The following is a 19,238-nucleotide window of genomic DNA, read 5'->3' on the forward strand; positions in this document are numbered from 1 at the left end:
GAGGTGTGCCGGGCCGGGCCTGGAGGCGCGGCCCGGCACACCGGTGGGGCCATTCGGTGGTAGCGGTGCCGACGTGCGACGATGTGCGGCATGCCGCAGCAGCCCCCCGTTCGGAGCACGCCGTCTCCGCCTCCGCGTCCCGACGCGTCGATGTCGCTGCTGACCAATGTCATGGACCACGCGCTGGACGACGGCTATGCGGAGGCGACCGCTCGCCGCAAGGCCGAGGGCGACGCCGGGATGCCGCGGACGCTGAAGGCCAAGCTCGGTCTCGCGGCCGGTCTGGTGCTCGCCGCCCTCGTGGTGACGGTCGGGGCCGCGCAGGCCCGCATCACCGCTCCTGTGGTCGCCAAGGAGCGCCAGGAGCTGATCAACCGGGTCGAGTCGGAGACCAAGGCCGCGGACAAGCTGCAGAGCGATGTGGACGGGCTGCGGACCGAGGTCGGCGACCAGCAGCGCAAGGCTCTTGAGAAGCACGGCGGCGACCAGGGCGAGCTCGTGGCGCTGCTGTCCGGTGCCACCGAAGTGCACGGGCCGGGCGTGAAACTGGTCGTGGACGACGCCAAGGACACCGCCCAGGGCGACGGCAGCCAGCCGCGCGAGAGCACGACGTTCGCCGACACCGGCCGGGTGCGGGACCGCGACATGCAGCGCGTGGTCAACGGGCTGTGGCAGTCGGGCGCGGAGGCCATCGCCATCAACGGGCAGCGCCTGACATCGTTTTCGGCGATCCGGGCCGCGGGCGACGCCATACTGGTCGACAACAGGCCACTGGTGCCGCCGTACACGGTGCTCGCGGTGGGGGACGGCAAGAAGCTGAGTACGGACTTCCAGGACAGCGCGGACGGCCAGTACCTGCATGTGCTGGAGCAGAACTACGGGATAAGGTCCAGCATTTCGGCCGAGGGCGACGTGCGTCTCCCGGCGGCGCCGAGCCTGACCGTACGTACAGCAAAGCCAATGGCCACGGGCGCCGGTAAGGGCGCGGCCGACACAGGGAAGGGCACATCGTGATCGCCGTACTTGGCCTCGTCGTGGGAGTCGTGGTCGGACTTTTCGTCCGGCCCGAGGTGCCTGCGGTGGTCGAGCCGTATCTGCCGATCGCCGTGGTGGCGGCACTCGACGCGGTCTTCGGCGGGCTCCGTGCCATGCTCGACGGCATCTTCGTCGACAAGGTCTTCGTCGTGTCCTTCCTGTCGAACGTGGTGGTCGCCGCGCTGATCGTGTTCCTCGGCGACAAGCTGGGCGTGGGCGCGCAGCTGTCGACCGGCGTGGTCGTGGTGCTCGGCATCCGGATCTTCTCCAACGCGGCCGCCATCCGCCGGCACGTCTTCAGGGCCTGAGGCCGATGAGCGACATGGAAAACACCGATCAGGGTGACGGCGACGAGGAGCGGCCCGTCGACGCGCCGGATGAACCGGGCGAGGAGAAGGCCCAGCTGACGGGGCGCCAGCGGCTCGCCGCGGGCCTCTGGCCGCCGAGGGTCAGCCGGGCGCAGCTCATCGTGGCGCTGCTGCTGTTCGTCCTCGGCCTCGGTCTCGCCATCCAGGTCCGCTCCAACAGCGACAACAGTGCGCTGCGCGGTGCCCGCCAGGAGGATCTGGTGCGCATCCTGGATGAACTCGACTCGCGTACGAAGCGTCTTGAGGATGAGAAGCAGCGTCTGGGGGGCCAGCGCACCGAGCTGGAGACCAGCTCGAACCAGGCGGAGGAGGCGCGGAAGCAGACCGTGGAGAAGGAGCAGCAGCTCGGCATCCTGGCAGGCACGGTCGCGGCGCAGGGTCCTGGCATCACGTTGACGATCAGCGACCCCAAGGGTGCCGTCGAGTCCGACAAGGTACTTGACACGGTGCAGGAGCTGCGCGCGGCAGGGGCGGAGGCGATTCAGATCAACGACGTCCGTGTGGTGGCCAATACGTACTTCTCGGACGAGACCGGCGGCATCGGCGTCGACGGCAAGAAGGTCGCCGCGCCGTACGTCTTCAAGGTGATCGGAAGGCCGCAGGATCTGGAGCCGGCGCTCAACATCCCCGGCGGGGTCGTGCAGACTCTGGAGAAGGAGCAGGCCACCGCCACAGTGGCCCGCTCGGAGAAGATCGTTGTGAACGCCTTGCGAGCCGCGAAGCGGCCTGACTACGCTCAGTCGTCCTCGCACTGATGAGAGTGGGCGTGAGACCTGCCGCACAAGGGCAGGAGGTTGCGGGGGGTCGCCGCTCCGTAACAGTGGTGCGTGGTGGAAACTGTTTGGCGGATACGGACGTTGTGAGGATGTCCGGGTCGGCCGGTGTGTTGAATCTGGGTTCGTCCTGCCCCACGGGCGGGTCTATTTCGGTCAAGGGGAATCGCCCGTGAAGTTGTTTGGGAAGTTGTTCGGCAAGAGCGCACGCCAGGACGGCGGCAGCGCCGCCAGGCACCGTGCTCAGCGCCCCGGAGGGGCGGAGGAGCAGGGCGGCGAGCGTCCGCTGTTCCGCGATGAGGTGGCTGGTTCCGGTGGTGACATTCCGGGCGCGTCGTCTGTTGACCCTGCGGGTGCAGGGCGCATAGGTTTCGGGGAACCGTCAACCTCAAGTACGGGTGGAGGGTTTGGCTCCGACCCGTATGCCACCAGTGCCCACGCGGTGCCGCCGCGGCAGGAGGATCCGTCGATGTCGGGCATGCCTGTTTGTACGAGGTGCGGGCACAGCAATGCCGCCGCCAGCCGCTTCTGTTCCAACTGCGGTGCCCCGCTGCGGCCGGGTGTCGTTCCGGAGCGCGCCTCCGAGACCACCTCGACCATCTCGATCTCCGGCCTTGAGGCGTACGACGCCGAGGTGACCGGCCAGACGCAGCTGCCCTCGCTCTCTCCGGAGGCGCAGGCCGCGGTCGACGCCCTGCCGCAGGGTTCGGCGCTCCTGGTGGTGCGCCGCGGGCCGAACTCGGGAAGCCGCTTCCTCCTGGACGGCGAGCTGACCACGGCCGGCCGTCACCCGCAGAGCGACATCTTCCTGGACGACGTGACGGTTTCGCGCCGCCACGTGGAGTTCCGGCGCGGTCCCGACGGGCGATTCACCGTCTCCGACGTCGGCAGCCTCAACGGCACGTATGTGAACCGCGAGCGGATCGACTCCGTCGAGCTGGCCAATGGCGACGAGGTCCAGATCGGGAAGTACCGGCTGGTCTTCTACGCGAGCCAGCGCGCGCTCTGAGACCCGGCCGGGGAAGGTTCATGCTGCAGACACCGACGGGCGGTGCCGGATCCGGCACCGCCGCCGCGGGCGGTCGGCTGATGAGTATCGGCGGGGTGCTCAACCAGCTGCGCGAAGAATTTCCCGAAGTGACGATCTCGAAGATCCGGTTCCTGGAGTCCGAGGGCCTGGTGGAGCCCCGGCGTACGCCGTCGGGGTACCGCAAGTTCAGTGCCGAGGACGTCGAGCGCCTCGCCCAGGTGCTGCGGATGCAGCGGGACCACTATCTGCCGCTCAAGGTCATCCGTGAGCACCTGGACGCGCTCAGCCGGGGTGAGCGGCCCTCCGTGCCGGCTCAGGGCGGCCCCCGGGAGCTGCTCGACGGTCTCGGCGAGCCGGGTGCGGACCGGCCCACGGCCGCCCGGGTGGGCCGTGCGGAGCTGCTGGCGGCCGCCGAGGTCACCGAGGCGGAACTGGCCGAATGGGAGTCGTACGGCCTGCTCACGCCCGGGCCCGAGGGCGGCTTCGACGCGGAGTCGGTGAATGTGGCGCGACTTGTGGCGGATCTGGGGCGATTCGGCCTGGAACCGCGTCATCTGCGCGCCATGAAGGCGGCCGCGGACCGGGAGGCCGGGCTGGTCGAGCAGGTGGTGGCGCCGCTGCGGCTGCACCGCAATCCGCAGACCAGAGCCCATGCGGAGGCCACCACGAAGGAGCTCGCGGCGCTGTCCGTGCGGCTCCACGCGGCACTGGTGCAGACCGCCCTGGGTGTCCGGCTTCACTGATCTTGTAGGTGCCCGACTACCCAAACCTGCCGAGCACGTCCTAGGGTTGCTGTGTGAACGAGCTCGACGTCGTGGGTGTCCGGGTGGAAATGCCCTCCAACCAACCGATCGTGCTCCTGCGTGAAGTGGGAGGCGATCGGTACCTCCCCATCTGGATCGGTCCAGGGGAGGCGACCGCGATCGCCTTCGCTCAGCAGGGGATGGCTCCGGCGCGGCCGCTGACGCACGACCTTTTCAAGGACGTGCTGGAGGCCGTGGGCCAGGAGCTGACCGAAGTCCGCATCACGGACCTGCGTGAAGGCGTCTTCTACGCGGAGCTGGTCTTTGCCAGTGGTGTGGAGGTGAGTGCCCGGCCGTCCGACGCCATAGCGCTGGCGCTGCGCACCGGAACGCCGATCTACGGCAGTGACGGGGTCCTCGACGACGCGGGGATCGCGATCCCGGACGAGCAGGAGGACGAGGTCGAGAAGTTCCGCGAGTTCCTCGACCAGATCTCGCCCGAGGACTTCGGCACCAACAGCCAGTGAGCACCGGATACGAGTGATCCGGGGGCCGTCCCAGAGGTGCCGTGTGCGGCGCGTACGCCGGGGGAGTTTCGGCGCATTCGAGTAGCCTTTCCCGCTGGAGAGACACGGGAAACCACTCTCAGGGTGATTATCACTCGGCGTGCCGAGTGTGGCGATCGTTGACGCACCCCGAGTGACTGCCTACCGTCGAGTGGGCAGGTCAAGGACGGAGGGTCGGCGTGAGAATGAGCGGCGACGGTACGGCAGGGGGCGCTCCCGGACGCAGTCCGGGGGAGAGCGGGCCGTACCCGCTTCACGGCAGTGCGGCCGACCCGAGTACCGAAACGATCGGATACCGGGGGCCGACCGCGTGCGCGGCGGCGGGGATCACCTACCGACAGCTCGACTACTGGGCCCGTACGGGCCTGGTCGAGCCCAGTGTTCGTCCGGCCTACGGCTCGGGCACCCAGCGTCTCTACAGCTTCCGGGACGTCGTCGTCCTGAAGATCGTCAAGCGCTTCCTCGACACCGGTGTCGCGCTCCAGAACATCCGCGCCGCCGTGCAGCACCTGCGCGAGCGCGGCTTGGGCGACCTGGAGCGGATGACGCTGATGAGCGACGGGGCCACGGTGTACGAGTGCTCGTCCCCGGACGAGGTCGTGAACCTGCTCCAGGGCGGCCAGGGGATCTTCGGGATCGCCGTGGGCGTGGTGTGGCGGGACGTCGAGACGGCGCTGTCGCAACTGCACGGCGAGCGCGTCGACACCGGCGAGACCCTGGTCGGGCACAACCCGGCCGACGAGCTGGCCAGGCGCCGCAACCGCGCCGTCTGAGCCGCCCGGCGGCCGTGCCGGGGCCGATTGTCAGTGGCGTACGGCAGCATCAGTGATGTGAGAGCCGCGCCGACCATCCTGCATCTGGACATGGATGCCTTCTTCGCCGCCGCAGAGCAGGCGTCGAAGCCCAGCCTGCGCGGAAAACCGGTGATCGTGGGCGGCCTCGGCCCGCGAGGGGTGGTCTCGACGGCGTCGTACGAGGCCAGGCGCTTCGGGGTGCGCTCGGCGATGCCGATGGCGCAGGCCCGGCGGCTCTGTCCGAACGCGGCCTATCTGGTGCCGCGCTTCCAGCTGTACCGCACGGTCAGCGAGCAGGTGATGGAGCTCCTCGGCCGACTGTCGCCGCTGGTCGAGCCGCTGAGCCTGGACGAGGCCTTCGTGGACCTGGAGGCCGGCGGGGTGGCCTTCGGGTCGGCCGCCGCGCGGGAGGCCGGTGAGCGGCTGCGCAGGGACATCAGGGCGGTCACGGGGCTGAGCGGGTCGGTCGGGCTCGCCGGATCCAAGATGCTGGCCAAGATCGCCTCCGAGCAGGCGAAGCCGGACGGGCTCGTGCTCATAGAACCCGGCACGGAGCGGGGGCTCCTCGCCCCGATGCCGGTGCGCACCCTGCCGGGTGTGGGCCCGGCCACCGGGGAGCATCTGCGGCGGGCCGGGATGACCACGGTGGCCGACCTCGCGGAGGCGGGCGAGGACGAGCTCGTACGGCTCCTGGGAAAGTCGCACGGGGCGTCGCTGTACCGGATGGCGGCCGGGCACGACGACCGGCCCGTGGTGGCCGAGCGGGACACCAAGTCGGTGTCGGTGGAGGACACCTTCGACGTGGACCTGCACGACCGGGTGCGGATCATGGCCGAGGTCGGGCGGCTCGCGGACCGGTGTGTGCAGCGGCTGCGGGCGTCCGGGCACTCGGGCCGCACCATCGTGCTCAAGGTCCGCCGCTACGACTTCTCGACGCTGACGCGGTCCGAGACGCTGCGCGGGCCCACGGACGACCCGGGGGTGGTGCGGGAGGCCGCCGGGCGCCTGCTCGACTCCGTGGACACCACGGGCGGCGTGCGGCTGCTCGGCGTGGGCGTCAGCGGGCTCGCCGACTTCACGCAGGAGGACCTGTTCGCGCAGGCCGCGGAGGAGCTGGCCGCGGAGGAGCGGGCCGAGGAAGGGCGGGCCGAGGAGCAGCCCGAGGGCGAGGAGACGCCGGCAGCCGCCGCGCAGGCCGAGCCCGTGGAGGATGCGGCTCAGCGCCGGTGGCTGGCCGGGCACGACGTGACGCACGCCGAGTACGGGCCGGGATGGGTGCAGGGCAGCGGCGTCGGGCGGGTCACCGTGCGGTTCGAGACACCGACGTCGCTGGTGCCGGGCCGGGTGAGGACCTTCAGGGTGGACGACCCGGGTCTGGCGCCGTCGGAGCCGCTGCCCCTGGTGGAGAAGCCGGAGACAGCGGCCGAGGGCGAGGCCCCGGTGGGTCAGGAGTCGCCGTTGGCAAGGCGGCCGAAGTCACGGTCGGAGGGCGGCGGGCCGGGGTCGGGGGCCGCGATGTCCAGACCGTAGTGGTGGTAGAGCTGGAGCTCCTGTTCCGGGGAGAGATGGCGGCCCACGCCGAAGTCGGGGGCGTCCTTGATGAGGGCGCGCTCGTAGGGGACGTGCAGCGCCTCGTCGACCAGGGTGCTGGGTTCGAGCGGGACGAAGGCGTCTCTGCTGAACAGGCCGGTGCGCACCGCCGCCCACTCCGGCGCGCCGGTCGCGTCGTCGAGGTAGACCTCGTCCACTGTTCCGATCTTGCGTCCACTGCGGTCGTACGCCTTGCGGCCGATCAGGCTGCGCGGATCGACATCGGTCTGCACGGTCCCTCCAACTGGTCGCAACCGTTCACAACTGCTCCACAAACACTACGAAAGTGCACATCGTGGGTGTTGGCCACTTGAGCGCTTGAACAAAGATTCGGTCTCGGACCTCGCTGGTAGGCTGGCGATGGCTGCTGACCCCGTGCGGGAGAGTCCTCCGAAGTGCTCACTGAGTTCTCGGCGGGCGCCGAAGGAGCAACTCCTCCCCGGAATCTCTCAGGCCCACGGACCGCACGGACGAGGTCACTCTGGAAAGCAGGACGGGGGATGCACGGGCACTTCGGCCCGGGCGGAACCTTTCCTCACCGACGGTGAAAACCGGGTCGCGCCCATGCGCCCCGGTGAAGCTCTCAGGTTGAGATGACAGAGGGGGAGGCCGTCCGGGTACCCGCGTCGTGGTGCCCCTCGCAGGTCGTGCGACCAGGAGGCCTCCGTAATGACCGCCAACCGCATTTCGCTCAGCCAGCTGGAGCGTGGCATCCCCTTCGAGCAGCGCCACATCGGCCCCGATGCCGAGGCTCAGGCGAAGATGCTCGCGCAGGTCGGCTACGGCTCGCTCGACGAGCTGACCGCCGCCGCCGTTCCCGACGTCATCAAGAGCGCCGGAGCGCTGGGGCTGCCCGAAGCGCGGACCGAGGCCGAGGTGCTCGCCGAGCTGCGCCGGCTCGCGGACCGCAACCAGGTGCTCGCCCCGATGATCGGCCTCGGCTACTACGGCACCTTCACGCCGCCGGTGATCCTGCGCAACGTCATGGAGAACCCGGCCTGGTACACGGCCTACACGCCCTACCAGCCGGAGATCTCGCAGGGCCGCCTGGAGGCGCTGCTCAACTTCCAGACCATGGTCGCCGAGCTGACCGGCCTGCCGACCTCGGGCGCCTCGCTGCTCGACGAGGGCACCGCCGCGGCCGAGGCGCTCGCCCTTTCGCGGCGTGTGGGCAAGGTCAAGGGCGGGGTCTTCCTCGTCGACGCCGACACCCTGCCGCAGACCGTCGCCGTGATCCAGACGCGCGCCGAGCCGACCGGTGTCGAGGTCGTCGTCGCCGACCTGAGCGAGGGCATCCCGGCCGAGATCGCCGAGCGCGGTGTCTTCGGCGTGCTGCTCCAGTACCCGGGTGCCTCCGGCCGGGTCCGTGACCTCAAGCCGGTCATCGACGCGGCCCACGAGCTCGGCGCGATCGTCACCGTCGCCGCCGACCTGCTCGCCCTCACCCTGCTCGCCTCGCCCGGCTCGCTCGGCGCGGACATCGCCGTCGGTACGACCCAGCGCTTCGGCGTCCCGATGGGCTTCGGCGGCCCGCACGCCGGGTTCATGGCCGTCCAAGAGAAGTTCGCCCGCTCCCTGCCCGGCCGCCTCGTCGGCGTCTCCGTCGACGCGGACGGCAACAAGGCGTACCGCCTGGCCCTGCAGACCCGCGAGCAGCACATCCGCCGCGAGAAGGCCACCAGCAACATCTGCACCGCCCAGGTGCTGCTCGCCGTCATGGCCGGGATGTACGCCGTCTACCACGGCCCGGACGGCCTGAAGCAGATCGCCCAGCGCACCCACCGCTACGCCGTCGTGCTCGCCGAGGGCCTGAAGGCCGCCGGTGTCGACGTCGCCCACGGCGCCTACTTCGACACCCTCACCGTGCGGGTCCCGGGCAAGGCCGCCGACGCCGTCGCCGCCGCCCGCGAGGGCGGGGTCAACCTGCACCTGGTCGACGCGGACACCGTCACCATCGCCTGTGACGAGACCACCACCCGGGCCCAACTGGCCGCCGTCTGGGCCGCGTTCGGGGCCGACGCCGATGTGGAGGCGCTGGATGCCGCGGCCGCCGACACCCTGCCCGCCGCCCTGCTGCGCGGCGACGAATTCCTGACCCACCCGGTCTTCCACCAGCACCGCTCCGAGACCGCGATGCTGCGCTACCTGCGCAAGCTCGCCGACCGCGACTACGCGCTCGACCGCGGCATGATCCCGCTCGGCTCCTGCACCATGAAGCTGAACGCGACCACCGAGATGGAGCCGGTGACCTGGCCCGAGTTCGGCCAGATGCACCCCTTCGCGCCGGTCGAGCAGGCCGCCGGCTACCTCACGCTCATCCGTGAGCTGGAGGAGCGGCTCGCCGAGGTCACCGGGTACGACGCGGTGTCCATCCAGCCCAACGCCGGTTCGCAGGGCGAGCTCGCGGGCCTCCTCGCCGTCCGCGCCTACCACCGCGCCAACGGCGACACCCAGCGCACCATCTGCCTCATCCCGTCCTCCGCGCACGGCACCAACGCCGCGAGCGCCGTGATGGCCGGCATGAAGGTCGTCGTCGTCAAGACCGCCGACGACGGCGAGGTCGACGCCGCCGACCTGCGCGCCAAGATCGAGCAGTACCGCGACGAGCTCTCGGTGCTGATGATCACCTACCCGTCCACGCACGGCGTGTTCGAGGAGCACGTCGCCGAGATCTGCGGCCTGGTCCACGAGGCCGGCGGCCAGGTGTACGTCGACGGCGCCAACCTCAACGCCCTGGTCGGGCTTGCCAAGCCGGGCAAGTTCGGCGGCGACGTCTCGCACCTCAACCTGCACAAGACGTTCTGCATCCCGCACGGCGGCGGCGGCCCCGGCGTCGGCCCGGTCGGTGTGCGCGCGCACCTCGCGCCGTACCTGCCCAACCACCCGCTCCAGCCGACCGCCGGTCCGGAGACGGGCGTGGGCCCGATCTCGGCCGCCCCGTGGGGCTCGGCCGGCATCCTGCCGATCTCGTGGGCGTACGTGCGTCTCATGGGCGGCGAGGGACTCAAGCGCGCGACCCAGGTCGCCGTGCTCGCCGCGAACTACATCGCCAAGCGCCTGGAGCCGCACTACCCGGTGCTCTACACGGGCCCCAACGGGCTCGTCGCGCACGAGTGCATCGTGGACCTGCGGCCGCTGTCCAAGGCGACCGGCGTCAGCGTCGACGACATCGCCAAGCGCCTGATCGACTACGGCTTCCACGCGCCGACCATGTCGTTCCCGGTGGCCGGCACGCTGATGATCGAGCCCACCGAGTCCGAGGACCTGGCCGAGATCGACCGGTTCTGCGACACGATGATCGCGATCCGCGGCGAGATCGAGAAGGTCGCCTCCGGCGCCTGGCCCGCCGACGACAACCCGCTCGCCAACGCCCCGCACACCGCGGCCGCGCTCGGCGGCGAGTGGAACCACGCCTACAGCCGCGAGGACGCCGTCTTCCCGGCCGGCGTGTCGGCCGCCGACAAGTACTGGCCGCCGGTCCGCCGCATCGACGGCGCCTTCGGCGACCGCAACCTGGTCTGCTCCTGCCCGCCGCTGGACGAGTACGACCACTGATCCCATACATGCGTAAGGGCCGGTTCGGGGGGTGTTCCCCGGGCCGGCCCTTGTGTTTCCGTACGGGACGAGTCCGCTGGGGATGCGTCCGTACGAGAGCTGTCCGTGCGAGGCCGCGCTAGGCGGCCGTCGCCACCTGCTCGGCCGTGAGCGACCGGTGCGGGGCGATGATCTGCCCGTCCGGCAGCAGCTCACCGGTGTCCTCGAAGAGCAGGACACCGTTGCACAGCAGGCTCCAGCCCTGCTCCGGGTGGTGTGCCACGGGCTTCGCGGCTTCCCGGTCGGCGGAGAAGGCAGTGGGGCAGGCTGGCTGGTGCTGGCACATGGATGCGTTCTTTCGCTGCGTCGTGGTGAGTGTGCTGCGGCTTGATACGTTGTTGTTCATGGCCGCCCCCCGTAGTAAGTCGGTCGGTCCGATCCCAGTGTTGCCCCACGGGCGTCAATCCGCAGGGATTTCGCGGCAGCGCTTCCTACTGCTTAATGACGTATCACCCGCACGGACGGTTCACCTCAACTGGCTTGTCTTTTCGGGTGGTTCGCAGTGGCCCGGCAGGGCTAGCCCGTATGGCGGAGGCGGCGCGTACGCAGCATAGACACACCGGTGCCCCGCGGCCACACCGGTCGCGGGGCACTTTTTCGCGCGTCGCCGAAGGCGAGGTCAGACGGGCTGGCCGAGCAGCGGTGCGGGGGCCAGGCGCAGGGTGAGGACCGGCAGCAGTTCGCTGACCCGCAGCGGGCGGTGGGCGCAGATGCCGGGCGGGGCGGGCGCCAGCGGCACCAGCAGATCGTTCGGTGCGGGCGTGCCCGAGGCCCCGTCGGCGGTGGTGGCGCCGTGCAGCCACAGCGTGAGCATGTACAGCTCGGGGACCGAGAGCAGCCGGGGCTGGTAGTGCGTGGTGAGCAGTTCCGCCTGGCGCAGGGCGCGTGCGGTCGAGGCGATGTAGGGGCCCTCGAAGAAGTGCGAGAAGGCCCAGCCGTCCGGCGTGAGCCGGGTGTCCGCGGCGGCGACCGGATGGTCGGTGTCGCTGATGAGGAAGCGCCAGCCGGCCAGGCGGGTGCGCGGGGTCCGGCCGCCCGGGGTGATTCCGTCCAGGACGTGGAGCGGGAGTGGGAGTTCGGGGGTGAGTGGACCTGGGGCGGAGCGGAGGGCCGGGGTGCGGGCCTCGCGGACGGCGGTGGGGGAACCGAGTGCCGCGAGGACGCTGCGCAGGGCGGGCGCGGGGGCCGGGGGGACATGCAGCGGCATGGTGGGTCGCCTCTCACTTCGGAGACACGGTGATGCGTGGGCGGTGCGGACGGCGCTGTCTGCGGTGCGGGGTCAGAGGGGGCCGACGATCGATGGCCGGGGCGCCAACTCTCTGCCTCGTTTGCGGAGTTTATACGACACGTGTTCACGCAGTGTTTCGGCTAGCTGTCGTCGATATTGCCCGCAAGTCGGTATCAGGTCCTTCTGTGCGGGCGATTTACCCGAGGAAATGTCCTGTGCGACGCCCCCACCTGGAAAGGTGCCCCGCCGGGGGTCGGCCGAATCTCGTCGGTGTTTTTCACCATTGCCACGACTGCGGTAACTGCCCGTTGCGGTATGCCCGCTGAATGTGCCGGAGGCCGTAGCCTCTGAGGCTACTCTTCCGGCGCTGCCCGCGGAGGCGTTATGGATCAGTGAGGCTGGGCATTATCGACCGTGACGCGAGCGGCCGGTGTCGCTGGCTGCCCATTCGAGGAGGGACCCTTCGATGGGGGAGAAGGTCGTGGCAGGCGGATTCGACCTGTCCGATCGGCACCGCTACCGGGACAAGCTACAGCAGTGCCTGGAGGGGCTCGGGAGGCTCCTGGCCCAGAAGCGGTTCGACCGCCCAAGGAACATGATGGGCCTTGAGATCGAACTGAATCTCGCGGGTCGCGACGGTATGCCGCGCATGATGAATGCCGAGGTGCTCGAACGCATCGCGAGCAGGGATTTCCAGACCGAACTCGGAATGTTCAACCTGGAAGTGAACATAGCCCCGCACCGACTCGGCGGCCGGGTATTCGATCAGCTCGCCGAGGAGTTGAGGACCGGGCTCGGGTATGCCGATCGCAAAGCCTCCGAGGTCGACGCGGGCATCATCATGATCGGAATTCTGCCGACCCTGACCCAGGACGATCTCGTACCCGGGAATCTTTCCGACGTCGACCGCTACGCCCTGCTCAACGATCAAATAGTGGCGGCCCGCGGGGAGGATTTCACGCTCGACATCCAGGGGGTGGAACGGCTCGTCTGCACCTCCGCGTCGATCACCCCCGAAGCGGCCTGCACCTCCGTGCAGCTGCATCTCCAGGTGACGCCCGCGCGGTTCGCCGCGGTGTGGAACGCGGCGCAGGTGGCCACGGCCGTGCAGATCGTGGTGGGCGCCAACGCGCCCTTCCTGTTCGGGCGGGAGCTGTGGCGCGAGTCGCGGCCGCCGGTGTTCGAGCAGGCCACCGACACCAGACCGGCCGAGCTGCGCGCCCAAGGGGTGCGTCCGCGCACCTGGTTCGGCGAGCGCTGGGTGACATCCGCCTACGAACTCTTCGAGGAGAACCTGCGCTTCTTCCCGCCGCTGCTGCCCATCTGCGACGAGGAGGAGCCGCTGCGCGTCATCGCGGAAGGCGGGGTGCCGCGCCTGAAGGAGCTGGTGCTGCACAACGGCACGATCTACCGCTGGAACCGGCCGGTGTACGGGATCGCCGACGGCGTGCCACACCTCAGGGTGGAGAACCGGGTGCTCCCGGCCGGGCCCACCGTCACCGACGTCCTGGCCAACGCGGCCTTCTACTACGGCCTGGTGCGGGCGCTCGCGGAGGAGGCCCGGCCGGTGTGGACGCGGCTGCCCTTCGAGTCGGCGGCCGCCAACTTCGACACCGCGTGCCGGTACGGCATCGACGCCGAGCTGCTCTGGCCGGTGCCCCGGCGCGGCGGCGGCCTCGCCCGGGTGCCCGCGGTCAAGCTCGTACGCGATGAGCTGCTGCCGCTGGCGGCGGCCGGGCTCGACGCGTGGGGGGTCGAGCCGGCCGACCGGGACCACTACCTCGGCATCATCGAGGAGCGGTGCCGGCGCCGGGTGAACGGGGCGTCCTGGCAGGTCGAGACCTACCACCGGGCGCGGGCGGCCGGGCTCGGCCGGGAAGCGGCCCTCGCGGCCACCACCCGGCGCTATCGGGAGCTGATGCTCGGGGGCGAGCCCGTGCACACCTGGCCGACAGGCTTTCCCGGCCAGTGGGACCGTCAGGGCTAGCCGTGGTGCTGGGCCTGGCCCAGGGCCATGATCGCCTGGAGGATCACGGCCTGGATGTCGGCCGGGTCGTTCACCTGGTACCCGGCGCCGCCGGTCGCCTTCGCGATCTGCCGCACCTCGTCCTTGTCGGCGTCCGGGCCGACCGCGATGGCGATCAGCGGCACCGGCTTCGAGGGATCGGTGAGCTTCTGCAACTGGGCGACGAGGTCGGCCCGCGAGATACTGCCGGGGTCCTCGTTGGCGCCGTCGGTGAGCAGCACCACCGCGTTGAACTTGCCGCGCGCGTACGTGGAAGTCGCCTCCTTGTACGCGGCCAGCGTCGTGTCGAAGAGCCCGGTCGCGCCGCCCGGCACCGGCTGGAGTGCGGCGAACGCGGCCGACAGCCGGTCGCGCTGGGTGCGGCCGCCGGCCGCCGGGTCGCCGAGCCGGGCGGTCGGCACCAGGCGGCGGTAGTCGCGTGAGCCGTCGAGGTGGGTGGAGAAGTCCCACAGCCCGATCTCGTCCTCGGGCGTGAACTGCGAAAGAGCCTGGAGCAGCGAGGCCTTGGTGACCTCCATGCGCGAGCGCCCGCCGGAGCCCGGCACGGTGGCCGCCATCGACCCCGACGCGTCCACCACTGTCGTCAGGCGTGCGCTCTGCACGGTGATCGTCCACATGCCGAGCGCGTCCTGCAGCTCCTGGGCCGACGGCGGGTCGGCGGTGGCGCTCGCGTACGGCTGCGGCGAACTGCCCCCGGCGGCCGAGGCGACCGGGCCGACGGCGGGCCGGCCCGGCGTGCGAAAGCCCTGCCCGGCGAGCACCCGGACGGACTCGGGGTCGCCGAGCAGCGTCAGGAAGCGCATCGCCGCCCGGCTCTCATTGGTGCTCATGCCCGCCTCGCGGACCATCGTGTACGGATAGTCGAGCTGCGCCGCGCCGTCCTTGGGGTAGAAGAGCCGCACCCCCTGACCCGCGCCGCGCGCGGCGTTGTACGCGAAGGCCGCCTGCTCGGACAGGACCACCGCCTGGTTGCGGCGCGGATCGCCGGTCTCGGCCGCCGAGTTGTCGCGGGCGAGGGTGTTCGCCACCTGTCCGTCGCTGTCGGAGACCCGCTGCGAGAGGAGTTTGGCGAGGGCCGCGGTCCGGGTGCTGCCCTCCGGTCCCCGGCTCGCCGCCGATTTGCCGATGCAGCTCAGCGCGAGCAGCCCGGCGGCGCTGTGCGCCGGATCGGCCGAGCCGAGGCGCCCCTTGCCGTCCTGGGCTGCGGCTTCGGTCAACTCGGCCCAGGTGTACGTCTTTTGAGGCCAGTCGAGCGTTTTGGCGGTGGCAGGCACCGCGGCGAGGGCGATGGGGGATGCGGCGACCTGGCCCGCGGTGACGACGGTGGCCGAGCCGCTGGTGTCCTTCGCCCGGTCCACCCACAGCGAGGAGTCGGGAATCCACACCGAGAAGTCGGGTTTGGCACCCGAAGTGAAGGAAGCCGCGACCTTGTAGGAGTCCCGGGCGGTCACCCGGACGTCCATGCAGGAGCCGTCCGAGGTGATCTTCTCCGTGCGGGCCCGGTCCGCGACGGCCTTCACCGCGGGCGCCGCATCGGGCGAGGCGACCAGATCCAGCCGCACGGCGGAGGCCGCGCAGGAGTGGCTGAAGGTGAGCAGCCCGCGCTGTACGGCGATGGCGGTGCCCCCGGCCACGGCCAGGACGAGAGCGGTGGCGAGGGCGACCGTGCGCCGCCGCGCGGAGGCCCTGCCCTCCCCGGTGCTGCCGGTCGCGGCGTCGTCGGGCAAGCTGTGACGTCCCATGGCGGTGGTGCCCCTCCTTGAATCCCACAAGGAAAAAGGGAGACCGCACCGTCGCAATGGCGCCCGTCCCCCGGCCTGTCGCGCGCGATCTTCGTAAGTTCTTTCGAGACCCTAGCGGGGCGGCGGTGGGGATGGAACGCGATTCGTCAACTGGAGGCAGGTGTGCAGGTGGAGGCCGAGCGCGTGGCTGATTCTCTTCCCGAAGAGGGGACTTCACCGCGGATCTTGCGGTCCGAGACCGTGCTCGTACTCGCGCTCTCGCTGGGCGCGAGCGGCGTGTCGGCGCTGATCAGCTTCATCGGCTCGCTCACCAAGCCGGGCGGTCTCAAGCACCAGGCGGCCAATCTCAACACCTCGTACGCTCCCGGGCGGCCGTGGCTCGATCTCGCCTGGCAGCTCTTCGGCATCGCGACGGCGCTCGTGCCGGTCGCGCTCGTCGCGCACCTGCTGCTTCGCGAGCGGACCGGTGGCCTGCGGGTGATCGGCTTCGACCGGACGCGACCCTGGTCGGACCTCGGCCGGGGCGTGCTGATCGCCGCCGGGATCGGCAGCGCGGGACTCGCGTTCTATCTGGTGGCGCGGGCGGCGGGCGGCAATCTGACCGTCGTCCCCGAGTCGCTGCCCGGCGTGTGGTGGAAGTACCCGGTGCTCATTCTCTCGGCGCTGCAGAACTCCGTGCTCGAAGAAGTGATCGTCGTCGGGTATCTGCTGCGCAGGCTCGGCCAGTTGGGGTGGACGCCGATGGCCGCCCTGGTCGCGAGTTCCGTGCTGCGCGGCTCCTACCACCTCTACCAGGGCATCGGCGGCTTCATCGGCAACATGGTGATGGGCGTGGTCTTCGTCCTGCTCTACCGGCGCTGGCAGCGCGTCGGGCCGCTCGTGGTGGCGCATTCGCTGCTCGACATCGGGGCCTTCGTCGGGTACGCGCTGCTCGCGGGGAAGGTGAGCTGGCTGCCGACGATGTGAGCCGGAGCCGGAGCGGCTCGGAACGGTAAGGGGCGTACGTCTATTGCGTACGCCCCTTACGTCGTTTGGGGCGTGCCCCTGGGGCACGTCGTTGAGGCGGGTCCCTGGAGCGCGTCTTGAGGCGTGCGCCTAGGGCGCGGTCAGCAGCTCGCCGTCAATGACGGTCACCGCTCGGCCGGTGAGCAGGGTGCGCTCGCCGCGCACCTCCGTGCGGACGAGCCCGGAGCGGGCCGAGGCCTGGAGGCCGGTCAGCTCGGCCCGGCCGAGGCGCGCCGACCAGAACGGTGCGAGCGCGGTGTGGGCGCTGCCCGTCACCGGGTCCTCGTCGATGCCGACGTTGGGGAAGAAGCAGCGCGAGATGTAGTCGTACCCGGCGCCGGGATCCGAAGCGGCGGCCGTCGCGATGACGCCGCGCTTGGAGTGCCGCCCCAGCGCACGGAAGTCGGGCGCGAGGGCGCGTACGGCCGCCTCGCCGGGCAGCTCCACCAGCAGGTCGCCGACGTGGGCCGAGGTGTCGTGCACCGAGACGATCGGGGCGCCGAGGGCCTCGGCGAGGCCGTCCGGGACGGCCTCCTCCTCTAGGGCGGAGGTCGGGAAGTCCAGGGTGATCGTGCCGTCCGGGGAGGCGGTCGCCTTGAGGATGCCGCAGCGGGCGGCGAACCGCACCGTTCCGGTCGCCGCCCCCGTGGAGCGCAGGACGTGCGCGGTGGCCAGCGTGGCGTGGCCGCACATGTCGACCTCGGTGGCCGGGGTGAACCAGCGCAGTGCCCAGTCCGCGTCCCCGCCGGGCGGCAGCGGGTGCGCGAAGGCGGTCTCGGCGTGATTGACCTCGCGGGCCACGTCCTGGAGCCATTCGTCGGCCGGGAAGGCGTCGAGCAGCAGGACGCCGGCGGGATTGCCGGCGAAGGGGCGGTCGGTGAAGGCGTCGACGATTCGAATGCGCATGGCGGCACCGTACGGGACGGGAAAACCCGCAGGCCAAGGCCAATTCGCGGTGGCTGGACCGCTTCCGGGGCGGCGCCAGTTCGGAAGAGGGTTGCCAGGCGACTGTCACCGATATATCGTTGACGCATCGCGACAGATCAACGATGGAAGGAAGCGAACCATGCGTTCACATGGATATGGGCAGCACGGACAGCAAGGACCCGGCCATCGCGGTCGGGGCGACTCCGAGGGGCGGCGTGCCGCCTTCGGGCCCTTCGGTCCCGGCTTCGGCGGGGGACCGTGGGGCGGACCGTTCGGTCCCGGCGGCCGTGGCGGCCGGGGCGGTCCGCGGGGCAGGGCGCGGCGCGGCGATGTCCGCGCGTCGATCCTGGCCCTCCTGAAGGACCGGCCGATGCACGGCTACGAGATGATCCAGGAGATCGGCGAGCGCAGCGGCGGGGCCTGGAAGCCCAGCCCGGGCTCGGTCTACCCCACCCTCCAGCTCCTGGAGGACGAGGGCCTGATCACCAGCGAGAGCGAGGGCGGCAAGAAGCTGTTCACGCTCACCGACGCCGGGCGCACGGAGGCCGAATCGGGAGCCGAGGCTCCTTGGGAGGACGCCGGGCGCGGAGTCGACTGGGAGGCCATGCACGAGATCCGGCAGGCCGGCTTCGGTCTGATGGAGGCGTTCGGCCAGGTCTGGAAGACCGGCTCCGCCGACCAGCGGCAGAAGGCACTCGGAGTCATCAACGACGCCCGCAAGAAGCTCTATCTGATCCTTGCCGACGAGGACTGAACCTCGCGCGGAGCAAAGCCCGACGACCCCTCGGTGAATTCGAGGGGTCGTCGCAATCCGTGGTCGGTCGATGAGGCCGCGAGCAGTTCAGGCAATGCTGTCGGCTGGGCCATCCAGCTGACAGCATTGCCTTGGACCCCCGCCCTCGGCAGCCATGGGTGACGCTTCCTCTGTCCGGCCGTTAAGGCAGGCATGAACATTCGACACTCTGTTCCTGCCCTCGGCGCCCTTGCCGCAGCCGCCCTGCTGGCGATGTCCGCCGCCTCCGCGCAGGCCGACCCCGGACCCGAATACAGCAGAGTCGCCCGGGTCGGGGGCGTCTGGGACTCCTCCGGTCGCTGCGTCGAGGGTCCGCTGTATCTGACGAAGGAGGAGGCGGCGGAATTGGGCCGGGAGATGGCCTACGTCGCCGTGACCTCGGCCGACCGTCCCAACACCCCGGGAGATCAGGGGTGTTCGCTGGGTCGGACCCAGTGACGCCGGTGACGAATTGATCCGAGGCGCCGTTGCGGCACTAGATGTCTGATCGGATCGCAATTAGCTTGAGCAGGCGCTCGGCTGGGCTTTCCCAGCCGAGCGTTTTGCTTGGTCGGAGGGTTGGTCCCGACGATTCGGCCGCGAGGCATTCGCGGGCTCAGACGCACAGGCCCCCGAGCTTGCGCAGCGACTCGTTCAGGGCGGCCGTCGCCGAGTCCTTGAGCTTGCCCGCCATGAGCGAGACCGCGGCGCCCGTGAACTCGCCGTCGATGCGGACCCTGGTGGCCGCGCCGTCCGCGATGACCGTGTACCGGTTGGCGACGTTCACGCCCATCGGCCCCTTGCCGCGGATGCCGAACACCCGGCCGGCCTCGAACTCGTCCACCGTCCATGCCACTTCGGCGGGGAAGCCCATGAGCTTCATGTTCTCCGCGTAGGTCGCGCCCAGCTCCAGCTTCTCGGGGCCGCCCGCGGGGAAGCTGGTGTGCGTGGCGTTCCACTCGCCGTACGAGGCGAAGTCGGTGAGCTGTGCCCAGACCTTCTCGGCCGGAGCCTCGATGCGTGCCTCCGCGCTGACCTCGGCCAT

The 19,238-nt window shown here is 70.6% G+C and carries 19 protein-coding genes and 1 riboswitch; of the genes, 13 read left to right on the top strand and 6 right to left on the bottom strand.

What is annotated here, in order from left to right:
• The first annotated feature begins 81 nt into the window (after window positions 1-81).
• The 8 genes from OHA17_RS33070 (at window position 82) to OHA17_RS33105 (ending at window position 6,839) form a co-directional block, all read left to right on the top strand.
• A complete protein-coding gene (locus OHA17_RS33070) occupies window positions 82-1,014 on the top strand; it encodes a DUF881 domain-containing protein (RefSeq protein ID WP_199827090.1) in 933 nt (310 codons plus the stop codon).
• Entirely contained in the window at window positions 1,011-1,343 is a 333-nt protein-coding gene (locus tag OHA17_RS33075) for a small basic family protein (RefSeq protein ID WP_031069011.1), read from the top strand. Before OHA17_RS33070 ends, OHA17_RS33075 begins: the two co-directional genes overlap by 4 nt.
• Window positions 1,344-1,348: 5 nt before the next feature.
• Window positions 1,349-2,158 carry a DUF881 domain-containing protein gene (locus OHA17_RS33080; RefSeq protein ID WP_406509531.1) on the top strand — a complete coding sequence of 270 codons (810 nt, stop codon included), beginning with the start codon at window positions 1,349-1,351 and terminating at the stop codon, window positions 2,156-2,158.
• Between the two features lie 82 nt (window positions 2,159-2,240).
• Window positions 2,241-3,185 (top strand): FHA domain-containing protein, encoded by a 945-nt coding sequence (locus OHA17_RS33085; RefSeq protein WP_406510875.1) that lies wholly within the window; start codon window positions 2,241-2,243, stop codon window positions 3,183-3,185.
• 20 nt (window positions 3,186-3,205) lie between these two features.
• Entirely contained in the window at window positions 3,206-3,949 is a 744-nt protein-coding gene (locus tag OHA17_RS33090) for a MerR family transcriptional regulator (RefSeq protein ID WP_406509532.1), read from the top strand.
• Between the two features lie 53 nt (window positions 3,950-4,002).
• Window positions 4,003-4,476, top strand: coding sequence for a bifunctional nuclease family protein (locus OHA17_RS33095; RefSeq protein ID WP_006123076.1), 474 nt, complete (start codon window positions 4,003-4,005; stop codon window positions 4,474-4,476).
• 224 nt (window positions 4,477-4,700) lie between these two features.
• Window positions 4,701-5,288, top strand: a complete 588-nt coding sequence (locus OHA17_RS33100) for a MerR family transcriptional regulator (protein ID WP_406510876.1) — start codon at window positions 4,701-4,703, stop codon at window positions 5,286-5,288.
• A 57-nt stretch (window positions 5,289-5,345) separates the two neighbouring features.
• Window positions 5,346-6,839 (top strand): DNA polymerase IV, encoded by a 1,494-nt coding sequence (locus OHA17_RS33105; protein ID WP_406509533.1) that lies wholly within the window; start codon window positions 5,346-5,348, stop codon window positions 6,837-6,839.
• Here OHA17_RS33105 and OHA17_RS33110 read toward each other — a convergent pair.
• Window positions 6,755-7,132: a PRC-barrel domain-containing protein gene (locus OHA17_RS33110; RefSeq protein ID WP_053729709.1), complete on the bottom strand. Its 378-nt coding sequence runs from the start codon at window positions 7,130-7,132 to the stop codon at window positions 6,755-6,757. The two genes, OHA17_RS33105 and OHA17_RS33110, sit on opposite strands and share 85 nt — an antisense overlap.
• Before the next feature lie 135 nt (window positions 7,133-7,267).
• Window positions 7,268-7,374, top strand: a riboswitch (glycine riboswitch).
• Between the two features lie 194 nt (window positions 7,375-7,568).
• Between OHA17_RS33110 and gcvP the strand changes: the two genes are divergently transcribed.
• The gene (gene gcvP / locus OHA17_RS33115; RefSeq protein ID WP_406509534.1) at window positions 7,569-10,454 is read left to right on the top strand and encodes an aminomethyl-transferring glycine dehydrogenase; all 2,886 of its coding nucleotides are present in this window, start codon (window positions 7,569-7,571) and stop codon (window positions 10,452-10,454) included.
• A 118-nt stretch (window positions 10,455-10,572) separates the two neighbouring features.
• Here the strand turns inward: gcvP and OHA17_RS33120 are convergent, their stop codons facing one another.
• The gene (locus OHA17_RS33120) at window positions 10,573-10,779 is read right to left on the bottom strand and encodes a DUF5999 family protein (protein WP_053729707.1); all 207 of its coding nucleotides are present in this window, start codon (window positions 10,777-10,779) and stop codon (window positions 10,573-10,575) included.
• 333 nt (window positions 10,780-11,112) lie between these two features.
• A complete protein-coding gene (locus OHA17_RS33125) occupies window positions 11,113-11,700 on the bottom strand; it encodes a hypothetical protein (RefSeq protein ID WP_053729706.1) in 588 nt (195 codons plus the stop codon).
• A gap of 487 nt (window positions 11,701-12,187) precedes the next feature.
• Here OHA17_RS33125 and OHA17_RS33130 point away from each other — a divergent pair, with 487 nt between their 5' ends.
• The gene (locus OHA17_RS33130; RefSeq protein WP_406509535.1) at window positions 12,188-13,708 is read left to right on the top strand and encodes a glutamate--cysteine ligase; all 1,521 of its coding nucleotides are present in this window, start codon (window positions 12,188-12,190) and stop codon (window positions 13,706-13,708) included.
• On the opposite strand, the gene OHA17_RS33135 is transcribed toward OHA17_RS33130, so the two are convergent.
• Window positions 13,705-15,489, bottom strand: a complete 1,785-nt coding sequence (locus tag OHA17_RS33135; protein ID WP_406509536.1) for an extracellular solute-binding protein — start codon at window positions 15,487-15,489, stop codon at window positions 13,705-13,707. The genes OHA17_RS33130 and OHA17_RS33135 overlap by 4 nt on opposite strands.
• 183 nt (window positions 15,490-15,672) lie before the next feature.
• Between OHA17_RS33135 and OHA17_RS33140 the strand changes: the two genes are divergently transcribed.
• Window positions 15,673-16,455, top strand: a complete 783-nt coding sequence (locus OHA17_RS33140; RefSeq protein WP_406509537.1) for a CPBP family intramembrane glutamic endopeptidase — start codon at window positions 15,673-15,675, stop codon at window positions 16,453-16,455.
• 129 nt (window positions 16,456-16,584) lie between these two features.
• On the opposite strand, the gene OHA17_RS33145 is transcribed toward OHA17_RS33140, so the two are convergent.
• Window positions 16,585-17,400 carry a PhzF family phenazine biosynthesis protein gene (locus OHA17_RS33145; protein WP_406509538.1) on the bottom strand — a complete coding sequence of 272 codons (816 nt, stop codon included), beginning with the start codon at window positions 17,398-17,400 and terminating at the stop codon, window positions 16,585-16,587.
• Window positions 17,401-17,560: 160 nt separating this feature from the next.
• Here OHA17_RS33145 and OHA17_RS33150 point away from each other — a divergent pair, with 160 nt between their 5' ends.
• Both OHA17_RS33150 and OHA17_RS33155 read left to right on the top strand, forming a co-directional pair.
• Window positions 17,561-18,175: a PadR family transcriptional regulator gene (locus tag OHA17_RS33150; RefSeq protein WP_398882178.1), complete on the top strand. Its 615-nt coding sequence runs from the start codon at window positions 17,561-17,563 to the stop codon at window positions 18,173-18,175.
• A 192-nt stretch (window positions 18,176-18,367) separates the two neighbouring features.
• On the top strand, window positions 18,368-18,652 hold the full coding sequence (locus OHA17_RS33155; protein WP_406509539.1) for a hypothetical protein: 285 nt from the start codon (window positions 18,368-18,370) through the stop codon (window positions 18,650-18,652).
• Window positions 18,653-18,809: 157 nt separating this feature from the next.
• Here the strand turns inward: OHA17_RS33155 and OHA17_RS33160 are convergent, their stop codons facing one another.
• Entirely contained in the window at window positions 18,810-19,238 is a 429-nt protein-coding gene (locus tag OHA17_RS33160) for an SRPBCC family protein (protein ID WP_406509540.1), read from the bottom strand.

The sequence above is a fragment of the Streptomyces sp. NBC_00212 genome, from assembly GCF_045206365.1.
Taxonomy (GTDB): Bacteria; Actinomycetota; Actinomycetes; order Streptomycetales; family Streptomycetaceae; genus Streptomyces.

Bases quoted from the DNA above. Each gene is read 5' to 3' on its own strand.
- OHA17_RS33070 (WP_199827090.1), top strand. From the start codon at position 82: ATGTGCGGCATGCCGCAGCAGCCCCCCGTTCGGAGCACGCCGTCTCCG.
- OHA17_RS33080 (WP_406509531.1), top strand. From the start codon at position 1,349: ATGAGCGACATGGAAAACACCGATCAGGGTGACGGCGACGAGGAGCGG.
- OHA17_RS33090 (WP_406509532.1), top strand. From the start codon at position 3,206: ATGCTGCAGACACCGACGGGCGGTGCCGGATCCGGCACCGCCGCCGCG.
- OHA17_RS33100 (WP_406510876.1), top strand. From the start codon at position 4,701: ATGAGCGGCGACGGTACGGCAGGGGGCGCTCCCGGACGCAGTCCGGGG.
- gcvP (WP_406509534.1), top strand. From the start codon at position 7,569: ATGACCGCCAACCGCATTTCGCTCAGCCAGCTGGAGCGTGGCATCCCC.
- OHA17_RS33120 (WP_053729707.1), bottom strand. From the start codon at position 10,779: ATGTGCCAGCACCAGCCAGCCTGCCCCACTGCCTTCTCCGCCGACCGG.
- OHA17_RS33125 (WP_053729706.1), bottom strand. From the start codon at position 11,700: ATGCCGCTGCATGTCCCCCCGGCCCCCGCGCCCGCCCTGCGCAGCGTC.
- OHA17_RS33130 (WP_406509535.1), top strand. From the start codon at position 12,188: ATGGGGGAGAAGGTCGTGGCAGGCGGATTCGACCTGTCCGATCGGCAC.
- OHA17_RS33135 (WP_406509536.1), bottom strand. From the start codon at position 15,489: ATGGGACGTCACAGCTTGCCCGACGACGCCGCGACCGGCAGCACCGGG.
- OHA17_RS33145 (WP_406509538.1), bottom strand. From the start codon at position 17,400: ATGCGCATTCGAATCGTCGACGCCTTCACCGACCGCCCCTTCGCCGGC.
- OHA17_RS33150 (WP_398882178.1), top strand. From the start codon at position 17,561: ATGCGTTCACATGGATATGGGCAGCACGGACAGCAAGGACCCGGCCAT.
- OHA17_RS33155 (WP_406509539.1), top strand. From the start codon at position 18,368: ATGAACATTCGACACTCTGTTCCTGCCCTCGGCGCCCTTGCCGCAGCC.
- OHA17_RS33160 (WP_406509540.1), bottom strand. From the start codon at position 19,238: ATGGCCGAGGTCAGCGCGGAGGCACGCATCGAGGCTCCGGCCGAGAAG.